The 20469-nt window shown below is 55.2% G+C and carries 13 protein-coding genes; 7 read left to right on the forward strand and 6 right to left on the reverse strand.

Features of this window, described 5'->3' with window-relative positions; genetic code table 11:
• Positions 1-352: 352 nt before the first annotated feature.
• The 6 genes from AC2215_RS04390 to AC2215_RS04415 form a co-directional block, all read right to left on the reverse strand.
• Complete coding sequence (locus AC2215_RS04390) at positions 353-2911, reverse strand: glycosyltransferase family 2 protein (protein ID WP_486808741.1); 2559 nt, start codon at positions 2909-2911, stop codon at positions 353-355.
• Positions 2908-5511, reverse strand: coding sequence for a cellulose biosynthesis cyclic di-GMP-binding regulatory protein BcsB (locus tag AC2215_RS04395; RefSeq protein WP_486808742.1), 2604 nt, complete (start codon positions 5509-5511; stop codon positions 2908-2910). Before AC2215_RS04395 ends, AC2215_RS04390 begins: the two co-directional genes overlap by 4 nt.
• Positions 5512-5545: 34 nt before the next feature.
• Entirely contained in the window at positions 5546-6874 is a 1329-nt protein-coding gene (locus AC2215_RS04400; RefSeq protein ID WP_486808743.1) for a family 8 glycosyl hydrolase, read from the reverse strand.
• 177 nt (positions 6875-7051) lie between these two features.
• Positions 7052-9358, reverse strand: coding sequence for a tetratricopeptide repeat protein (locus AC2215_RS04405; protein WP_486808744.1), 2307 nt, complete (start codon positions 9356-9358; stop codon positions 7052-7054).
• Positions 9359-9384: 26 nt separating this feature from the next.
• The gene (locus AC2215_RS04410; RefSeq protein WP_486808745.1) at positions 9385-11181 is read right to left on the reverse strand and encodes a hypothetical protein; all 1797 of its coding nucleotides are present in this window, start codon (positions 11179-11181) and stop codon (positions 9385-9387) included.
• 344 nt (positions 11182-11525) lie between these two features.
• Complete coding sequence (locus AC2215_RS04415; protein ID WP_486808746.1) at positions 11526-11651, reverse strand: hypothetical protein; 126 nt, start codon at positions 11649-11651, stop codon at positions 11526-11528.
• 170 nt (positions 11652-11821) lie between these two features.
• On the opposite strand from AC2215_RS04415, the gene AC2215_RS04420 reads away from it, so the two are divergent.
• From AC2215_RS04420 to AC2215_RS04450, 7 genes are all read left to right on the forward strand, one after another.
• Complete coding sequence (locus AC2215_RS04420; protein ID WP_486808747.1) at positions 11822-12304, forward strand: DNA-binding protein; 483 nt, start codon at positions 11822-11824, stop codon at positions 12302-12304.
• Between the two features lie 634 nt (positions 12305-12938).
• A complete protein-coding gene (locus tag AC2215_RS04425) occupies positions 12939-13634 on the forward strand; it encodes a hypothetical protein (RefSeq protein WP_486808748.1) in 696 nt (231 codons plus the stop codon).
• An 86-nt stretch (positions 13635-13720) separates the two neighbouring features.
• Positions 13721-14974: a glycoside hydrolase family 5 protein gene (locus tag AC2215_RS04430; RefSeq protein WP_486808749.1), complete on the forward strand. Its 1254-nt coding sequence runs from the start codon at positions 13721-13723 to the stop codon at positions 14972-14974.
• 236 nt (positions 14975-15210) lie between these two features.
• A complete protein-coding gene (locus AC2215_RS04435) occupies positions 15211-16092 on the forward strand; it encodes a cell division protein FtsQ/DivIB (protein WP_486808750.1) in 882 nt (293 codons plus the stop codon).
• A gap of 319 nt (positions 16093-16411) precedes the next feature.
• Positions 16412-17680, forward strand: coding sequence for a cell division protein FtsZ (gene ftsZ, locus AC2215_RS04440; RefSeq protein ID WP_486808751.1), 1269 nt, complete (start codon positions 16412-16414; stop codon positions 17678-17680).
• A 350-nt stretch (positions 17681-18030) separates the two neighbouring features.
• Positions 18031-18870: a bifunctional hydroxymethylpyrimidine kinase/phosphomethylpyrimidine kinase gene (gene thiD / locus AC2215_RS04445; protein WP_486808752.1), complete on the forward strand. Its 840-nt coding sequence runs from the start codon at positions 18031-18033 to the stop codon at positions 18868-18870.
• 654 nt (positions 18871-19524) lie between these two features.
• Positions 19525-20112: a tetratricopeptide repeat protein gene (locus tag AC2215_RS04450; RefSeq protein WP_486808753.1), complete on the forward strand. Its 588-nt coding sequence runs from the start codon at positions 19525-19527 to the stop codon at positions 20110-20112.
• Positions 20113-20469 lie beyond the last annotated feature (357 nt).

A 20469-nucleotide genomic window follows, 5' to 3' on the forward strand; every position in this document is an offset into this window, starting at 1 on the left:
TGTAATGTTGACAGATGCGCCTCAATACTAGAGTTCAGACAGAATTTGATTGAGAATGCTAACTCTCGATCTCCACAACCCGGGCGGCACCGGGGCACGACCCCCTTAGCCTCCCGAAGCCGATACCGCTTATCCAAAACGAGGGAATCGGGAATCGCAAACACCCATTTCTTCAATCGTGTCAATCAATTGATGACGAAGCGCTATAACCGGATCTCATATGATGCAGCGTCTGAGTAGCAAGGCTTTGCTGCAAGCTGACTGCTGACGGCTATACCGTGACCCAGAAATCGGCAACAACCCGATTCTGTCGTTGAAGCCTTGAAAATCGATCGCTTAACCCAAACTCAGGTTAGTGCAGCATTTTCACCAGTTCTTCGATCGCCCCCTCCTGTTTTTGACGTAACGATTTCGGGAATTGGAGTTCGATATCGATGTCCGAAGAGTCTTCCTCCAACTGCGCCCAATCAATTTCCTCCACCCTCGCCAGGACGCGGGTGGGTGTATCGGTGGGATTCTGACTCAAGCGCACCCCCACCAGCGGGTTTTGTTGTTGAAGTGCTTCCAAATCCTCTCGATTCCAATGGACTCCTTCCACGCGCAAACTTTTAAATCCGATGGCCGTGGCCGTACCCGCATACCAGTTCCCGTTCCAGTACAGCTGACAGTGAGCTTGAATTTGCTTGCGAATCCGCTCGGTTTTCGCCGGTTTGGTGGGACGAAAGGCTCGTCGGATGGCACTGGCGAGGAACCAAAACGATTGAAACGGCGCATCGACGTTCTCGCGATTTTGAGAGTACCACTCTTCAACTTCCGAGTAAATCACCAACACGAGGCGATCGAGCTGAACTTGGGTGGGTTCGAGATATTGAATGGCGATCGAAACTTGAGAATCGCTCGTCGGTTCGATCCACACGATCCGACTTTTCAGACGCACCGTCGTCCCGAAGTCCCCCTCCAACTCCACCTCCACCTCATCGGGCAAGTTCGGCCAAGATTCGAGTACAATTTGTGCCCCACTTTCAGAAACATTGGCCGTGATTCCCGCCCACATCTGCCCTTGGCTGTACACTCGGGCGCAGAGCTTGCGTTCGAGACGGTGCATGCGTCGCATTTGGGGTTGTTCTAAAGCCACCAAAATCGCCGCAGACAGCAGCACCAAGTTAAACAAACACCAAAACGCATTCACCAGAACCGCTTCCGTATCCTCCGGCCGCAAAATCAGCCAAAACGGAACCGCGATCAGGGCCGACACAACAATTGCCGTGACGAACAAGAGCGGCATCACCGATTGCCAGTCGAAGCTGCGTTTGGTCACCTCCACCCCCTTATCGGTGACGTTAAACGACCCCAGTTTGGGATTAATCAGCGCCATAAAGGTAACGATACCCGACTGATAGGCCATCACGAACTCCAAAATCTCGTTCCAAAACGAGAAGCGGACGTTCTTGTAGGTGATGTAGTTGGTATTCAGGGCGATGAGGATGTGGGGAAAGGCATAGGCGAGGGTTTCCAATCCCAAGCCCAAAACCGGACGAACGCCGAAGAGCAAAAACAGCGTCGGAACGATGGCGTAGGTGAGGCGCGGTACCCCGTAGAAAAAATGGGAGGTGGCCGAAAAATAGCAAATGCGCTGGGGAATCCGCAAATTCAACTTCGGATTGATTAAAGGGTTTTCCAGACGTAAAATCTGCGCCATCCCCCGCGCCCACCGCACCTGCTGCCCGATGTAGGAGGAAAACGTTTCCGGGGCCAGACCGGCCACCATAATTTTGTCGTAGTAGACCGATTCGTACCCCAGGGAATGGAGGCGAAACGACGTGTGGCAATCCTCCGTCACCGTTTCCACGGCAATACCGCCAATTTGCAGCAGGTACTCCTTACGAACGATCGCCGCCGAACCGCAGAAAAACGCCGCGTTCCAGAAATCGTTCCCCTTCTGCAACACCTTGTAGAACAGCTCGTTGCCCACCGGAATCACCCCAGAGGTCAGCAGGTTGCGCTCGAAGGGGTCGGGATTGTAGAACCAGTGGGGGGTTTGCACCAGAGCCACTTTCTGATTGACCATAAAAAATCCCACCGTATGCTTGAGAATTTGGCGGGAAGGAATGTGGTCGCAATCGAGGATGAGAATCAAATCCCCATCGGTACGCTTCATCGCCGTGTTGATATTTCCGGCCTTGGCATGGTCGTTATTGTCGCGCACGAGCATGGTACAACCCACGTCTTCGCACATCTGACGCAGGTGCTGGCGGCGGGTGCGGTACTTCTCGGCGCGACCGTCATCGAGGACGTACACCCGCCGTTTCTCCTCGGGGTAGTCCACGGCTAAAGCCGCAATCGCCGTTTTGCGGACGATTTCCACATCCTCGTTATAGGTGGGGATGTAAATATCCACTTTCAACCATTCTTCCTGGGGAAAGATGGATAAATCGATGGGGGTGCGGTCTTTGATTTTCAGGGTTTGGAAGTAGGACAGGACCAGGGTGGCGATCGCGTACAGTTCCGCCCCGAACAGCATCAAACAGGTCAACCCGTTAATCCAACTATCGAAATTGAGGGTATAGCTGACCCGATAGAATAAATAGCGGGAGGTGACGATCAGACTCAGCCAAACCAAAAATAGGTGGATGTACTCGCTGACGTTGGGGTCTTTGAGTTCGGATTCGATTTTGACGCTCGCCCAACCGATGGCGAACAGCACCAGCGCCACGATCCATTGCTGCCAGACCTTGAGAGGGGTAATTATCAGGGGAATCGACAGCGGTAGCAGAAACAGGACGAACCAGCGCAGGTATCGATGTTCGAGGCGATCGAAAAACCGCTCGAAGGCGCGCGGTAGAAAATAAATGGTCCGAGCGATCGGATTTTCTGTCTGACGCGACAGTTTTTTGGGGGTGGGGCGAGTCACGATTGCGAATCCTCCAACGTCACCATCCGTTTGATATACAGTTGCACTAAACCGTACAGGAGCGAGACTAAGACAATAATCCCAATGGGCAGGACGTACCAGCGTTCTTGGATAAATCGGGAGACCTTATCGAGGAAACTCGTTTGTTCGATGCGGCGAACTTTCTGGGCGCGATCGAGAAATTCTAAATCGTAGCTGCCCGGTTTGAAGGGGGAAGGACGAGCGGAATGAACGTTCAACAGGGCCGTATCTCCCTGGAGTTGGAAGAACCAGGGATCGAACTCGAACATCTGTCCCACACGTACCAGTCCCGCCTCCGTTTGTGCCGTCAGGGCCAGCAACACCCGATCGCCCCGAAAGGGAGAAATCACCTGCCGCACCACCCCTTGGTTATCGGAGAAGGGTTGAAGAGCCGTATCCCCCTTCTGACGCTCGAATAGATTCCCCAAACTGAAATCGTTCGCCTCGAACACCTCGGGAAAGGGAAACTCCTCCTGGGTGCCGATCCCCACCAAGTGGCGCTCTCGTTTGATGCCCTCGGGGAGGGTACTGGGGGTGTAGACTTCCAGGGCGATGGCATCGGATTGGCTCAGCCGACCCAAGCGTTCGGCAAATTTCAACATCACCATCACGTCGGTTTTCGTCGGCGAGTCGGGGAGGACGATTGCCGTTGAGGATAAATCTTGGGGGGCGGTCAACGGAAATCCGTATTGTAGCAGTTGCAAATTCGGCAACTCGACCGATCTTTCCCGTTCGAGATCGAAACGGGTCTCGGCGTGGAGGGTTCCCGAAAGCTGGTCGTCGGTGACCCGTCCGCAGGTTCCTTCCTCCCGGGGATTGAGGCGAAACGCCACCTGAATCCGGGAATTGGGCTTAATTAAGTTTTCCGGTAAATCGACTTTGAGGGTTTTGCGGGCTTCTCCTTCGCGATCGGTCAAACGCGCTCCGCCGACGAATACCCCATCGATTAAGACTTCCACCGCCGAGGTGCGGGGGTTGGTTTGGGGACCGTAGCTGTACACCAGGTTCATCGAACTGCCCCGTTTGAAGCGATCGTCCGGCAGGGCTTTGAAGTCGAATTCGATCGGGTTGGCCCCCACGCCGCGCACGGTCACATCTTCAAAGGGTCGCCCGTTGGGAGCGGTCAAATCTTTGAGTTGGAATTCGTCGGTTTCGGGCAAAAACCGAGGCCACTTACGAGGAGAGGGGGGCGGAACCGGATCGAGGCGATTCACCAGCAAGGCCGAGCCGGTCATGATTTGCCGGTCTTGGGGACGTACCAGGGCGGCAACCGCTTTGGCGACGCCTTCGGGATCGTTCCCCGTGGCGACTAACGTCGGCACGCTGTTGTCGTTGGCCGTTGTCAGCATCAAAATTCCCAAATCGAAAGGCAAGGGATTGCCAGTGGAGTCGAGGACTTGATTTCGATTGACCTTGAGGGGGAGTTCGAGCTTTTGGAGTTCGGGCTGTTCGTCTGGGGAACCGATGGCAATCAGGCGTTCGTTGGGTTCCACCTCTTCCAAGCTTTCCACCAGGCGCAAGTCGATGGGGCGATAATCGGCCAGACGACCCAACGCCGCACTGTAGGCGGAAGCGGCCGCCAACCAAGTTTCGCTTTTGACGTTCGGCAGCAAAAATGCGATTCGATTGGGTTCGAGAGCTTGGGGATCGAATAAAGGATAGGGATAGCGGCTGAAATCCAGGCGAACCGGTTGGGGTTGGTAGTTGAAGATCATTTGGGAATCCGGGAGGATTTCCGTCCACAGGGTGGGGTCTTCGGGGTCTTCGAGTTCGCAGTTGTCGGTGTTGTGCTGTTGAACGACGATCGAAATTTCGTTGTAATCGCGAATCCGGTTCAGGGGAATCTCGAACAGGGCGTTGCCAATTTCCCCTTGGGTTCGATTCAGGGGGATGCTGCCGACGCTGGTGCCGTTGATTTGGACGGTCAGGTTGGAGCGAATGGCAATTAAGGCCGGGGAGTGCTGGAAGCGGATTAGGGCTTTAACAGAATTGAGCTTCCAATTTTGCGGGCGGGTGAACCCCAGCCGCGACTGGTCGTAGAGTCCCGTTAACCGCAAGCGATCGCCCACGGCTGGAGCGCGATCGAATTGGAGGATGTAATCGCTCGGGGCAATTTCTTTCGGTTCGGGGGGCTTTTCCTCTTCTTCTGAGCCTTCCACCTCGGGCTCGATTTCTTGCTGAATCTCGTCGAAATCGCTTTCGGCTTCCCCTAAATCCGGGTCCGGTGGCGGCGGGGCTTCCGGCGGTGGCGGGGCGGGGGGCTGCGGTTCGTAAACCGGTGCGTCTTCGGGGAGTTCCGGTTCCGGTTGGTAAATGGGGGGTTCGGCCGGGGCAATGGGTTCGGGCTTGGCTTGGAAAACGGGGGGGGGAGCCGGTTCGGGGATACTGTATTGGTCGATGATCTGTTCTTCTTGTTTTTCCAACCGCTTTTGAATGGCATCGTTACTTTGCGCGGCGGCCCAATGTGCCGCGAGGGTAACGGCGATCGAACAAACCAAACTCCCTAAAACCCGCAACCAAAACCGTCGCACTCGATTGGGGGTCGATCGAGGGGGGCGGGGGTGAGAAAAGCGCTTCATAGGCTTCGGGTAAATGCAAATCTATGGGGTCAATCTATGGAGAGGCTTCTGGAGTGGGTTCGGGACTCCCCGGTGGGGGCTGCAACAGTTGCGAATCGATGGCGCTGGGGGGAAACAAGCCTAACCATGCCAAGTTTTGAGTGTAATACGCCGTGTCGTTATCCCAAAACCCCCGATCGTATCGATCGATAATTTTCTCGGCGAGAATTTCGGCGGCAATTGCCGGTTCGATGGCCACTAAAGCCGGATAGAGCATGGCATACTGAGCCGTGGCGTCGTATTCCACCAGGGGTTGCCCCTGCAAATCGATTTCGGCGACGATCTGCTTGTCCTCCCGCCACTGCTCGATGGGATACTGTAAGTGGTCCCGGAGAAAATCCGTGGCCTCGGGAGCACCGAACCATGCCTTATCGAGCAATACTCGCCACCAGACCCGATAGGCATCGAAAGCATACTGGGAGCGCAGGTTATTGGCTCGCACCAGAGTTTGATAGCGATCGGTTTGGGTATCGAGGCCGACCCAATCGCTGGGCAACCCCACCCGCGAGAGGTCTCCCGAACGCTCGAGAATTTCGTAGGACGTGCCCACCAAGGCAAACCAATCGCGATCTTCATCCACCTGGGCAAAGACCCGGAAAGCGTAGGGGGCTAAATATGAGGGATTGAGGTAAATTAAAGATGATTCCGGCACGAAGGCATCTTTAGGACCCGGCAACAGATAGCGCTTCCCCGACGCTTCTACCTTAAACGTCGAATATTCCCACAAATCCACCAATTTCCCCCGCGCTAAATCCAGATACTCCGGATTCCCCCACCGACGTTGGGCCAGAATCAGGGCAAAAATGGCATCGATATCCGCATCGCTGGCAAAGTTGGGATCGAGAATCCCCCATTCTCCATTCGACTTTTGACCCCACTTCCAAGCCCAAAGGCGATCGCTCCCCAAACCCAGAGATTGGCGTTCGAGGTTACTTTCGCTCCATTGGAGGGTTTTGTCGAAGATTTCGCGATCGTCGGCAAACACCGCCCGCAGCATGGCATAGGCTTGACCTTCGGAAATCGAGCGATCGTCCGCCTCGCGATCGATGACCCGTCCGTCCCCCTGGATGAATCGCTCTTTATAAATTTCCCAACTCGACGCCAGCAACGCCTCCCGTTCTGGAGACATTTCCGGCAAGCTTCGATCGAAGACCGGGGAAATCGCCTCAATCGGGGGTGGGGTCGGCCGCGGGTCGATCGCTCCTCTGGAGGCTTCCGACTCGCATCCGGTTGCCCCGAACATCATCGTCAAAGCGGCGATCGCCACTAGGGGTTTGGCGGAAGACCGAAAAATATTTCGATTCGATTCAATGGAATACCACATCACAATACACACCCTTGTACTTACCCAAGTACCGATTGGTTAAATAAAAGTCATAGCGATTTTCACCCCTTCATTGACAAATCCAAACTCCCTAGATGTTCCCCATTAGGGCGATCGCCTTTAACGAATAGAAGACAAAGTAGAAAACGATCGCCACTCACTCATTGTTCGTTGACCCTAATACCGCTCCCACGGTGGCTGAAACCCCCGCCTCCTCAAAAAATCCTCCTGAATTTGTTGGATCTGGGTCGATAAATCCGGGTCGCCGATGCCCCGAGCAATTTGTTCGAGCTGGAGGGCTTCGAGCTGTTCGAGGGCGGCCAGAGGGCGGTCTCGCGCCACCGTCAACCCCGCTAAAGAGCGGCGAATGCCAAAATCCCCCGGATCGAGGGCCAAGGCCCGTTCGTAGAGCACTTGCGCCTGGTTAAACTGTCGCTGACCGAAGCGCACCCCTCCCAACGCCGCCAAGGCATCGGAATTATCCGGTTCCCGTTGTAAAATCGCCTCGTAGGCCGCACTGGCAATATCCAAATCGCCATCGTTTTGAGCGAACTCTCCCTGAAGGAAATAGACCCCCACGTTATCGGGATTGCGCTCGATTTCTCGCGCCACCCAAGCTCGAGCCGCTTCGGGATCGCGAATGGCGATGGTCTGAACCAGGCGAAACTGGACGGGCAGATAGTAGGGGTCGATTTCTAAGAGGCGCTCGTACAGCTCTTCCCGCTCCAAATCCGGCGGCAGAATCCCCACCAAACTCAACAATTCTTGGGGGGGTGCCGTCTGGGGCTGAGTTTGCAGCCAATTCTCCAAAACCGCCTCCGCTTCCTCCAGGGAAACGAGCTGCTGTTGGTAAGCCAGACTGGTGCGTCCCAGTTGGAGGGTGACATCGTCGGGATTGGCCACCAGCAGGCGTTCGTACAGTTCCAGCGCCGCATCGGTGCGATTTTGAGCCAACCGCACCCCCACCAGTCCCCGCAAAGCCGCCTCAACGATTTCCTCATCCTCGGGGTAGTTGGCGAGTAAATCTTGGTAGCGGCGATCGCTCTGTTCCAAATTCCCCTCCGTTCGCTCGATTTGGGCTAGCAGCAATTGAGAAATCGGCGCATTTTCGATTCCCGAGGCAATTTCGTAGCGATCGAGGGCTTGTCTGGCCCCGGCAAAATCGTTGCGCTGCACGAAAATTTGAGCGATGCGGAAATGCAATAGGGGCACGTCCACCCCACTTTCGACGAGCTCTTGATAGGCATCGAGAAACTGGGAATCTGGGGGATCGAGTCGGACCAACGCCCCGGCCAATCGCTGGCGTTCGAGGGGATCGGCGGGCAGGGGAGCGAGAACTGCCGCCAGGGCCGGTCGCAGTTGCGCCGGGGAAACTCCACCCAGTTGGCTTTCTAGGGTCAGTTTCTGAACCGCCAGCACCGGATCGTCGGGAACGGCCGCCACCAGCTGACGGTATAAATCCAGGGCGTACTCCCGTTCTTCGGGGATCCCGCTCAGAACGTCAGCCACTTCCCGCACCAGGGTGATGGGGGGATTGGGGGTTTGGGTGAGGGCTTGGCGATAGAGGGCGACGGCTTCCCCAGATAAAGAGGGCATCTCCGTTTGCCGACCGATTTCGTTGAGGGCGCGCGCCAGGGGCAGCACCGCCTCGGGACGACCGCGCAGGGGGGTAACGCTGGCGAGGGCTTGTTGAGGCTGCCCCGAGGCTAAATAGGCGCGCGCGAGTTCCACGCGACCTTCGATCGCCACTTGGGGATCGTCGTAGGTCTCGAACCCGTTCAGTTGGGATTCGAGCAGTCCGATGGCCCGATCGAAATTTCCCGTTTCCCGCAAGGCGCGACCATTGGCGATCGCCGCATACCCCGAAATCGCCCCCCCGCTTCCCCGATAGCGATCGAACAGCATCAAACCCGTCTGGGGGTCGCCGCTGTAGGTATAAATTTGAGCGGCCCCGAGCAACACGTCCGGTGCCGGGTTGGGGTTGTCGAGCAAAATACGATAGTCCGCCAGGGCTTCGGCGAGGCGAAATTCGTAACCGTACAGCAGCGCCCGCAGACCTCGGGCTTCCGCATCCCCCGGTTCTAAGTCCAGCAGCGTCGTCAGGGCGGCAATTCCCCGATCTCGCCATTCGAGGCGGTAGGTTCCCAACAAGCCGATACTTTTGAGAGCTAGCAGGTTCCCCGGATCGAGATCGAGTACCCGTTCGTAGGCAACGAGTGCCTCCCCATCTCGCCCCGACCGTCGGTAGGCAATCGCCAATCCCAGGCGCGCGGGAACGGAATCGGGATACACCACCACCGCCTCCTCAAAGGCGGCGATCGCATCGTCGACCCAACCCACATCCAGCAAACCGTAGGCGCGACCCACCGCCTCGGGAACGGTCTGAGCGAGGACGACGGATGGACCGCTACGGAAGATTCCCAGTTCGATCGGGAGACCGAATCCCAACAGAACCAACGCGATTGTGGAGAAGGCAAATTTCATGGCTACCTCGTCGAAACCATCTCCAATTAGGGGGCAACCGGGGGCGTGGCGTCAAACACCGTTCTCACCCGCACCCCCAAAATCGTATCGGAAAATTCGTTAAAACTTTGAACGCTAAACCCAACTCGCAGGTTGGAAACCACCGGCACGTCGTAGAAAAACTCGAACACGTCGGGGATTTGGTCCCCCCGCTCTCGGCGCAGGCGATCGTTGGATAACTCTCGTCCGTAGCCAACTCCCAGGCGATCGTTGGCAACGAACAAATCGAGCAGGTTAATCCCGCCGCTAAAGGTTTCCCCCGCCTCGTCGAGATCCAGGTTTTCGTAGCGACCGTAACGGCCGAATAATCCCAACCCCAGTTCCGGGATGAAGACTTCGGCATTCACTCCGTAGGCCTGCTCGCGATCGTCCGATTGCAGTCCCGTACCCCCGTCCCCGCGCGGAATCTGAAAAATTTCGCGAAAGCCATCATCGACCCCCGCATCTCGATCGCTCGCATAGGTTCCCCGGACGATCGCCGTGCCCGCGCGGACCCCCACTTCCGCCGCAAATCCGTCGATGCGAAAATCATCCAAGCGGCGAGAGGAGGAAAACCCCGCCACCTTGGCTTCGATATCGTCCGTCACGCTCCAATTCGCCAGCAACCCCGTCCGGGAAGAAATCCCCGTCCGGCTGAGGGCGGGATTGGTTTGAAACACCGAGTTAAAGAAATGGGTGACCCCGTCTTTGGCAAAGCTGTTGCGATCGAAATAGGACGTTAAATCCAACTGCCCGAGCACGAAGCGCAAATTGGGCACACTGGGCAACGAAGCTGCCAGATACAGTTCGTTGATACTAAACCCTTCAATCTGGGAATCGGCAAAAGCCGTACCGTCGGTGACATCCACCGCACCGCCCACCAAGGCGTTGGGGGAGAGGGGGTGAATGCCCGAAATCCGCGCCCGCGCAGACTCTTCATCCCCCTGGTAGATGTAAGCCCCTTGGAATTCGTATCGCGGTGGGGTAACCGCTGCGGGCTGTCCGAGGATGTTGGCATCGGCCAGGGTTGGGGGAACGGCAGCCTGGGGTAGATTCGGCGACACCTCCAGGGAATCGGTCAGGCGAATCGCCTCCTCCGTTCTGGGGTTAGCAGCCACCTTGGGTACGAAGGCACCGACATCGCTATGGGTGGTTAATTGGGTGCTTGCCAGTAAGGGAGGCTCGCTGACCACTTCTTCCTCATCCATCTGGGGAGCCGGTGGAGGGGAAACCTCGGCCACTTCAAACTCAGATGGGGGCGGTGCGAGGGCGATGGTGGCTTCCCCCGGTCGACCGATGGCTTGGCTTGGCGGTGCAAAATTGGGAGAACCGATGCCAGGTCCGGCGGTTCTAACGGGGGATGGAACCGTACTTAACGGTCTCGACCCTTGAGCTGACATCGCAGAAATGGTTTCTGCTTCTGCCAGAGCCAGGGTTGGCGAACTCGATGAGTTGGGTGCAAAACTCGGCAAACTGGCGATCGTGCGATCTCGAGGGCAACCCACCCTCGATTCCGTCGTCCCATCACCACAGTTACAGGCATTGCGGCTTTCGGTGCTGTTGGCCATCGGTTTGGACGCCTCCCCCCGATCGCAAGACGCACTCGCCATGGAAACTGGGTTCGAGCCTCCGGTTCCGGGTTCGTTTGCCCCGAGCAACTCCTGGGAGTCAGCCAAGCGAGCATTCGCCGGTTTTATCCCTGCTGCATCGAGGGAGATCCAAACCAAAGAAAGCAGAACCATCCAAGAGGGACCCCAACCGGGCCATAACCTGGCATGACGCAGGGTAAAAAATAACTGGCTCATGATTTTGAGGGTTAGTAGAGCTGGGACACCTTTGCATGCAGGAACTTCCAAGCATTTGTCCCGAACGCGAAATGAATCGATCTCCCATAAATCTTGGTAATCGCATTGGAATTTATTTGAGGGCGATCGTCTAAATTTCCCGAAAAAATATCGAGAATTGCACGGCGCTACAGGAGTTTTTCGATTTAGAAGCTGATGAGTTGGATTTGAACGATCGACGCTGAGCCAAGAAAAGCGCGGTAGTGCCAAGGAGATGAATGTAAGCGCCGACAACCGACGCAATGACAAACTTTCAATCGAAAGTACGCAGCCAGTGTACTGTACGCCGAATACTTCCGTAAAGCCTAGAGTTCCCTTACATTTGTGCCGCCACATCTTTGAGATTTGAGAGCCTCTCGATCGTCGGTCGAAGCCAAAATCGCGATCGCCCCGGTCGCGGCCGTAAAGATTTCGCGCGCGAGCGATTTCATGACCTAGCCTGCATGGTTGATGAGGTTCGACAAAAATATAGCCATCGCTATCGCAATTAGGACACTTGTGAAGGTGGGCGACCGGGGGAAGACTTCCGGCAGAACAATTGGCTGGTGTTGTCTGAACTCGAATGGTGAATTATCCAGGTGAGGCTAGACCGAAATCTCCGATGGATGTAGAATTTAAACTATTACGATCGTGTTTTAGCGTGATGATTGTTGGAACCACCCAAGCCGCACAAATTTTAAAAATCTCCACCCCTCGACTGAGAATCCTGTTAATTGCCGGTCGAGTCAAAGGCGCGTACAAAACCGGAAAAATGTGGTTGATCCCTCTCTTTGGCGGCAAACCGATCGTCTCGAGAGGTTCGAGAGGTCCCGCTCCCCGTTGGCGCCATGGCAGAGTCCCAGCCAAAACCATCGTTCACGTGAACTCCCGAAAAATTCAACAAAATTGCAAAAATCAAGAGCGAGAGCCAGTCATCACTGTCAAAAAAGGTCGCTCGAATATCTATGGATATGAGGTAGAAATACCCGGAGGATGTCGCATCGTGTATCGTCCCGACAAACCGTTCTGTGGGGCGAAGGTCTGGATCGAAACCTTCTACGATGTCAAAGTCCTCGGTTTGCCAGCAGCCATCGGTTCGGGCTAACCTCTCCGGGGCGATCGCTTGAGCCCCGGACTGCGAACGCGAGCTGGGGAACCATGGGGAGTAAGATTCCGATTTCACGACACAAAGTCCCAATTGGAGTGGCGACGGCTAGATCCAATCGGGTTGAACATCGGGGAAGGGTCCAGGTCTGGCAGGGAAAGTTTTTTGACAATCTGGCAATTGCCGGTGGTGACGACCACGAGAATTAAAGGGTTGGGCTCCCCCAGTCCAATCCACCCAAATGTGAAAAACCTATTGAGAGGGTCTAGGGCAGGAGTCATCGGCGGGAGAACGAACGATCGGAGCGGCTCTGCCTAGAATTCCAGTCTCTAGCGCCCATTGACCTCGTGGTGTAACTTCACCCACTCACGGGGTGCGCCCTCGTAACGTTGCACGGTTATGGGTAATCGATCTTAAAAGATCGATGATTTGTCAAGTTCTATATCGAGCACAACGAAGGATAATATCGTCTAGGTAGAGCGTGTTGACCTTGAATCAACCTCTACCCCCATCCAATCCCCTCATTTGCTGCCATCGCTCACATCAACGATCGCCGATGCTCGAACGATTTTTCCCGCCCACCACTCAAAGAATCTCGAATATATTGAGGGACGCTCGTCCCCATCTCGCCTTCATGCTGGGGATAGGAGCGATCGCCGCCAGTGCTGGATGCTCCCGACCGCCCTCCTCTTCAGTCGAATTATCCGTACGAGTCGAACCGACCGAGGACTTGGGTCAATATCGCGTGAGCGGCACGACAACCCTACCCGAAGGTGCTCGGCTATCGGCGAGCGCCATTCGACCCCTGGCAACAACCGAACGGGGAGCCGATGAAAATCCAGAAGAAACTTATTCCATCTTGGCTCGCAACTTTGCTCGGGTTGAAGGCGGACGATGGCAAACGCAACTCGAGCTGTGGCCCGTTCGTCCCGATGGTCGCTTGAAAGAAGCGTGGCAAATCCAGGACGCCCTGTCCAAGGAAAGCGTCGAACCGGGTCCCAACGTCACCTTTACGGTCTTATTCGAACCCAGCCAACAGTCTGAAGAACTCCAAGAGCAACTCCAAACTCAAGGTCCTCCCAGCAGCGAACAGCTGGTGCAATTACCCACTCAAGGACAATGGTACCTGCTCGAAACCCAAATCGTGGACGTTCCCTTACCCACCGCTCGCCAGACTCCCCCAACCCCCTCGGAAGCCGATCTCAATAACGGTTGGGGCGATCGATCCGTCCTCAAGCCCCAACCCACCGACCCCGGGATTCTCGATATTCCGTCCGTTCCCCCGTCTACGACCAACGCACCGCTTTCCAACACCGAATTGATGCGTTGAGGGATCTCAGGCGGCTCGATCTCCGATGGGGGTGTTAGAGTAGCGATGGCAAACCCGCCAGATCGGGAACGACTGATGCTGAAGTGGTGAAAGTAGCAAGATTATTTTGGTTTAGCCCCCAAAAAGTCTCTCGGCGTTGTGCGAGGCAAATCTCGCGCTGGGAACGTCGGGTTTTCAGACCGTGGAAACGATGGCTGGCGATCGTGCTGGCGCTGGTTTTTCCAATCGCCGTCGTGCCCCTGACCCATGCCGAAGAACCCATCGGACCGAGCCATCATATCCTTCCCCCTCTCTCGACTCAAGGCGATCGGATCGTCGATGCCACCGGTCAACCCGTTCTCCTGCGCGGCGTCAATTGGTTTGGCATGGAAACCGAACTCCACGCCCCCCACGGCTTGTGGGTGCGAGATTATCAAGAAATGCTCGCCCAAATCGCCAGCCTGGGATACAATTCCATTCGCTTACCCTACTCCGTACAAGCTCTCGGGTCTGAAGAAGTCGGCGGCATCGACTTTGGCATCGGCTCGAATCGAGACCTGGAAGGGAAAACGCCCCTAGAAGTGATGGATGCCATTATCGAGGAAGCCGAAAAATACGACCTTTGGATTTTGCTCGACAGCCACCGACTCAACGACGTTGAAATTCCCCCCCTGTGGTACGGCGATGGATTTACCGAAGCCGATTGGATCGGCACCTGGGAAATGCTCGCCCGACGTTACGGCGATCGTCGTAACGTCATCGGTGCGGACTTGAAAAACGAACCCCACGGCATCGCCAGTTGGGGAACCAACGATTTGACGACCGACTGGCGGCTGGCAGCGGAACGGGCGGGAAATGCCATCCTTGCCATTGCCCCCCATTGGTTAATCGTCGTGGAAGGGGTGGAAAATAACGTTCCGGGTCAGCAACTCGATATCCATTGGATGGGGGGAAACCTTGAAGGGGTGAAAAACTATCCCGTTCGCCTTTCCGTTCCCCACAAGCTCGTTTACTCCCCCCACGAATACGGTCCGGGAGTGTTCGAGCAACCGTGGTTCGACGCACCCAGTTTTCCTGCCAACCTTCAGCGTCGCTGGGAAATTGGTTTTGGGTACATCGCCACCGAAGAAATCGCCCCGATCTGGATCGGAGAATTTGGCGGTCGTCAGGTGGATGAGTCCTCTACCGAAGGCGTCTGGCAGCGTGCCTTGGTCGATTTTATCGATCGCCGCCAACTCAGCTTTACCTACTGGTGTTGGAATCCCAACAGCGACGATACGGGAGGGATATTACTCGATGACTGGAAATCGATCGATCGACCGAAACAACGGCTGCTCGATCGACTCCTCCCCGATATTTGAGGAGATCGGGAGATGGGAAACGCTCCGGAGGCTCCCAACCCCTGAATATCAAGTTCGGTTGAATACTGACAATGACCGTTGTGGTCAGAAGCGGAGGCATCGGGAGCATGGGGAGCGGTCGGACCCCGCGTCGAGGTTCTGTTGACATTTCCGACTCGAAGTCTTGACTCGTCGTGTTTGCGAAGAGTTGTGCTTGCCCAGATATAATTCAGTCGTCACATGGGGTTGAACACCAAATGTCAACACAGCCTAGCGATCGCATTACGCCCACCTCCAAAAACGAAATCCAGCACCGACGACGGAACCTACGACGCCGACGGGGATTCAAATCCCTGCGCTTCCTTTGGCAAGCCCTCGGGGTCGCGAGTACCATCGGGATGGCGATTGTCATCGCCAGACAACCGGATTGGGCGATCCGTCAACCGGAACAGGTGCAAATTGAAGGGAACCAATTTCTCAGCGCCGACATCGTGCGCGATTTCCTACCCCTGTCCTACCCCCAATCGCTCCTGCACGTCGATCCCAAGAAAATTGCCACCGCTCTGGAATCTCAACCCCCCATTGCCCGAGCCATCGTACGCCGCCAACTCTTTCCCCCCAGCCTGCAAGTCGAGGTGGTGGAGCGCTATCCGGTCGCTCTGGCCTATCCATCCCATTCGTCCAACAACCCGGCACTCACTCCCATTGGTTCGATCGATGCGGAGGGCGTTTGGATTCCTTGGGAGACCTATCGCACCCTCACCCCAAATTTAATCTTACCCACCCTCAAAATACGAGGTAATTTTGAAGAGTATCGCCAAGTTTGGAGCCAGGTGTATCGGGAGATCGAGCGCAGTCCGGTGCAGATCGCGCAAATCGATTGGCAAAATCGGGCGAACTTGATTTTGAAAACCGAGTTGGGGGAAGTGCATCTAGGTCCCTACGGCGATCGCTTCGTCGAACAGCTCCAAATTCTCGATCGAATGCGATCTCTGCCAGAGCAAATCGATTTTAGTAAAGTACTCTATCTCGATTTGAGCGATCCCGATGCGCCTTCAGTGCAAATGGAACCGGAAACCCCACCCGAACCCGACGCCAAAATCGACCCAGAATCCTCTCCCGAGCAGACAATCCCCTAGCCCCGAAACCGTTCGCCAATGCGTGATAAGATATGCAAACCGATCGAGTTTCGATTTGCGTAGATCGATCGGATATTCTGCTAAGCTAGAGCCAAAATTCGTGAGTTTGCGCGGTGTGGCCTCTAAAAAACAATTGGTCAGTCTGCTGGAGCGCTCCTCCAGTACGAATGAGGCAGTTTCTTGCCGGTGCCAAATTGAAAACTGAGGGAGAGCAAAGAGCGGAGGTTGTTTGCTTGCACTCCGTTGGGAAACCGCTCAACTGAGTTGACTTTTAACAACCGAGCGTTCAAAATCTCCTTATCTACACTGCTCTACTATAATGACACCAAATAGTCAACCAGGGCTAAACCATCAAGGCCCTCCTACTGAAGATCGAAAAAACTACGCCATGGCAGTTGATAACGTCAGCCCGTTTGCCAACTCGGGATTTAATGCCAATTCTTCTGGCGATAGTCGGTTACCCGGTGAAGACATGCAGAGTGGCAATATTGTCCCCAGTAGTGTAGCCAGAATTAAAGTCATCGGTGTGGGCGGAGGTGGAGGAAACGCCGTCAACCGGATGATCGCCGCGCAAGTCTCCGGAATCGAGTTTTGGTCGATCAATACAGACGCTCAAGCGTTAACTCACACCTCGGCTCAGAAGTGCCTGCAAATCGGTCAGAAACTCACCCGAGGTCTGGGGGCGGGGGGAAATCCGGCGATCGGGCAAAAAGCCGCAGAAGAGTGCCGGGACGAACTCGCAGCCGCTCTCGATGGAGCCGATCTGGTCTTTATTACCGCCGGAATGGGAGGCGGTACCGGAACGGGAGCAGCTCCCATTGTCGCTGAACTGGCCAAGGAAGCCGGCGCGCTCACGGTGGGCATCGTCACTCGCCCGTTCATGTTTGAAGGACGGCGGCGGTCCAATCAAGCCAAGCAAGGTCTCGAAGCCCTCAAAAGTCGAGTCGATACCCTCATTACCATTCCCAACGATCGCCTCCTCTCGGTCATTCCCGAACATACCCCCGTTCAAGAAGCCTTTTTGTACGCCGACGAAATCCTCCGCCAAGGGGTTCAGGGGATTTCCGATATCATTACGATTCCCGGTTTGGTGAACGTCGATTTCGCCGATATCCGAGCGGTGATGGCCGATGCGGGTTCGGCGATGATGGGAATCGGTCACGGTTCCGGGAAATCTCGCGCCCGAGAAGCGGCCACGGCAGCCATTTCTTCGCCATTACTCGAATCTTCGATTTCCGGCGCCCAAGGGGTCGTCTTCAATATTACCGGCGGTACGGATTTGAGCCTGCACGAGGTCACCGCCGCCGCAGAAACCATCTACGAAGTGGTCGACCCCGAAGCCAATATTATCTTCGGTGCGGTTCTCGACGAACGCCTCCAGGGAGAAGTGACGATTACGGTGATCGCCACGGGATTTGATATGGAATCAGCCCCCGCCCAGCCCGAACCGGTCATTCAGCGACCCCTAAGCGATCCCCCCACACCACCATCATCTCCCACGCCGCCCCCACCCGCGAGCAAACCCAAACTCGGAGGCTCCCTGGATATTCCCGAGTTCCTGCAACGGAGGCGATCGCGCGATCGCTAATCGATCGGCAGTTTGGTGGCGATCGACTCCAGCGTCCGATCTCGCAATCCCAGAGCGAGAAGGCAAGCCCAAAGCCACGTTTTGGAATATGGATAAATAGTGCCCCACACCTGGGATGCACGAAAAAAAGACACGCAACGCTCTACAAACGGGGTGCAACTCCATAGCAACCGCCATACCCAGGGTGTTGTATTAGCCCTCGGAAAAGGGGATCTGGCGTTGCGAGAGGAGAAAGTGACTCGTGGGATTTGTATATTATGCTTAATTACCCGGATCTGGTATGACGCGGAGATCTCGAAGATAAATTTCCCCTACACCCCGTACCCCATACCCCACAACCCATCCCGTCCATGAGTACTCCGTCCAATTCGAAGATTCCCATTGCTCTGACCGTTGCCGGCTCGGATAGTGGGGGGGGTGCGGGTCTCCAAGCCGACTTACGAACCTTTGCCTTTCACTGCGTTCACGGAACGAGCGCTCTGACCTGCATCACGGCGCAAAATACCCTGGGGGTCGATCGCGTCGATTCCCTCAGTTCGGAAGCTGTGGTGGCGCAAATTAAAGCGGTAACGACAGATATCGGCATCGATGCAGCCAAAACTGGAATGTTACTGAATTCAGAAATTATTGCCGCCGTTGCCGGCACCTTCGAGGGTATGGAAACGGTGCCCGTGGTCGTCGATCCGGTCATGGTCTCTCGCACCGGGGCGCAATTGATTGACGACGAGGCGATCGCCACCCTGCGAGATCGATTAATCCCCCAAGCCGTCTTAGTGACCCCCAATCGCTACGAAGCCCAAATTTTGAGCGGTCTCGAAATTGGCAATCTCGAAGATATGCGATCGGCCGCGCGGTCCATTTACGATTTTGGGGCCCGGGCCGTACTCATTAAAGGGGGCAGCACGAGCTGTGCCTTGCGAGGTGTTGATGTATTCTACGACGGGCGCGAATATGCAACTCTCAAAACCGAAACCGTAGACACGCCCCATACCCACGGTACCGGTTGTACCCTGTCAGCAGCGATCGCGGCAAATTTAGCACGGGGTTGGGATTTACTAGAAGCCGTAGAACGAGCCAAGCACTACCTCACCCAAGCCCTCAAACATTCCCTCGCTATCGGTTCCGGACAAGGACCGGTGGGACATTTCTTTCCCGTGCTGAAAAATTTTGAGGGATATTCGAGTCATTAAGACGATCGCAGCGCTCGATTGTGAGTTCGGTCAAATACTATTGGGCGATCGTCAAGCCTGTTGGGACGCTTCGAGGACTAAATTCGCGCGAATTTCCACCATTGCTCCCCCGCCTCCCATTTATATAGCCGTATTCAGTCCCGTTAGGACAATAGTGCGCGCCGCGCGTGCGTGTGCGTGAGCACAAACATCTTGCTCGCGTTTCCAACGATACGATTGTTGGAAGTGTCCTAACCACAGTGAATACCGCTATATCAAGTTCGGATCGTCACTGACAAAAAGCGCGAGCGTGCTGAATTTCTCCCCCAGCTTCCCCAGCTTCGGAGGCTCCCCCTGCTCACTTCACGGTGAATTGGAAGTATTTAACCGAACTTGATATTATCCCCTTTTCCCCTTCCCAAGCCAGGAAAACTTGTCACGATCGAGAGCACGAACTGCTATAAGTGTAAGTATGGGAAAAAACAGCCATCGTGTCTCGCAATCGATAGGCTAACAGCTTTCCCAAGTCGTTGCCCCAGAAACAATATCCAACGGGCATGGCAAAACTGATAGGACAAAGTTTTAGGGGTTAACGTAGGTGCAGCTATTTTAGTTCCAAGCAATCGAGATCGGCTTGGAAGCTGTATTTGCAGTTTGCAAACAAAAACCCGGTCCATGGAAATGCAGCTTGTCAAGCAACAGCAACACGCTCGAATTCTTGGCTTTATCGAGAATTTAGCTCGGTTACAACCCCACAATTATCTCGCGTGGTACGCCCAAGGGGATACCCTCAGAGAACTCCAACGCTATCCAGAGGCGATCGATTGCTACGATCGAGCCATCGCCCTCGAACCGGGAACCCAGGGGGGTTGGCCCGGACGCATCAAACGGTTGCAAAAACTCCAGCAAAACCAGGTCGCACTGGTGTTGTGCAAAAAAATTGCCCGAACCTTGAGCCGCCAGCAAAGCCAAGCCGATTTGAGCCAACCCCAGATCTGGAACCGAATTCATCGGGGATGGTCTGAGTTGGGCAACTGTTTTCGGATGATGCAGCACTATCCCGGTGCGATTGCCGCATACGACGAAGCTCTGAAGCTCGACGATCGCGATCGAGCGGTGTGGTTGGCTAGAGCGCAAGTTCTCGAATGTTGGCAACGCTACCCCGAAGCCCTCAGGGATTACGAACGAGTTCTCTCTCTCGATCCGAGTAATCGTGATGCGGCAACAGGCAGGGAACGAGTTCTCGAATCTGCGATCGCTTAACCTTCACCAGTCATCAGTTGAAAGCAGTCAGTCATAAGTTTGACCTGTGCTTAAAATCTGAGGATTCAACCAATGAATTAGGTCTGAATTTTTTCTTCATTCATGAAGAAGTTTTATACTGTTTAATTCGGGTTTAACCTATAGGAATTCTTAAATCGAGTCCGGGTACGCATGCTGTATCGTACGGGCAACAGTTATCTCTTTTCCTAACGTTACTTAACGTCAGTTTTGGTTAAGCGGGTTAAGGGTCGAGAGCGCAGTTGAGGTCAAGTCGGTTGAGGGAGCCTTCGCACCCAGTGCTCCCTCAACTCGGGAAGAATCTACCATCATTGATGGTGACTTGAAACTGCACACCCT

The sequence above is a fragment of the Zarconia sp. genome, from assembly GCF_057467645.1.